The organism is Cryobacterium fucosi, assembly GCF_004403515.1.
Lineage (GTDB): Bacteria > Actinomycetota > Actinomycetes > Actinomycetales > Microbacteriaceae > Cryobacterium > Cryobacterium fucosi.
On the sequence record NZ_SOHH01000067.1, the window covers coordinates 1 to 1,123 of the forward strand.

At 76.2% G+C, this 1,123-nt stretch carries 1 pseudogene; it reads left to right on the top strand.

The features are described 5' to 3' along the window. Positions 1–1,052, top strand: a pseudogene (locus E3T48_RS16725) (2-succinyl-5-enolpyruvyl-6-hydroxy-3-cyclohexene-1-carboxylate synthase); the annotation flags it as partial. Between the last annotated feature and the right edge of the window lie 71 nt (positions 1,053–1,123).

The window sequence follows — 1,123 nt, forward strand, 5'->3', positions numbered from 1 at the left end:
CGGCCGGGCCGCGCACCGTGGTCATCGCCGGCACCGGCGCCACCGGAGCGGCCGAGGCCTTCGCCCGCTCGGGCGGCTGGCCGTTGCTCGCCGAGGTGAGCAGCGGGGCGCGCTTCGGCCCGAACCTGGTCGGCGCCTACCGCGAGCTGCTCCAGGCCGACGAGTTCGGCGGCCGGGTGGAGCGGGCCGTCGTGTTCGGGCACCCCACGCTCAGCCGGGAGATCCCGGCGCTGCTCCAGAGGGACGGCGTCGACACGATCGTCGTGGCGGGGACCGGCGCGGAATGGTTCAACCCCGGACACCGGGCGCGCGTGTTCGCCCGGTCGGTCATCGCCGACGAGACGGCCGTCGTTGCCGCCGGAACCCGGGAGGCACGGGAATGGCTCGGCCGCTGGGTGATGACCAGCCGCCGGCTGCTCGACGGCTCGCCCGACCTGGCCACGCCCCCGGTCGGCGAACGCGGCATGACCCGGGCAGAACTCGCCGCCCTCCGCGCGCCGGTCACCCGCCCGATGCTGGTCGACGCCGTGTGGCGCGCGTCCTGGCCCCACGACCGGCTCGTGCTCGGCGCCTCCCGGCTGATTCGCGAGGCCGACCGCCTCGTGAGCGGCAAGAAGATCCCGGTGCACTCCAACCGCGGGCTCGCCGGAATCGACGGCACCGTGGCCACCGCCGTCGGCATCGCCCTCGCCAGTCAGTTCGGCCCCGAGCCGCGCCCGGCCGGGGTGACCCGGCTGCTGCTCGGCGACCTGGCGCTGCTGCACGACGCCGGTTCGCTGCTGCTCACGCCGGGCGAACCGCGCCCGCGCCTGCAGGTCATCGTCGGCAACGATGGCGGCGGCACCATCTTCGACAGCCTCGAGGTTGCGGCATCCGCCCGCACGGAATCGGTCGGCCGGGTGCTTTTCACCCCGCAGCGGATGGACTTCGCCCAGCTCGCGGCCGCCTACGGCTGGGAGTACAGCCGGGCCACCACGCGGACCGAGCTCGAGCAGGCCCTGACCATGCCGCCGGCCGGGCCGAGCATCCTCGAGGTTCCGCTCGCCCGGTAGCCCGCTCGCCCGGTAGCCCGGCCCCGCTCGCCCGGCCCGGTAGCCCGGCCCCGCCCGCCCGCCGGGTCGCC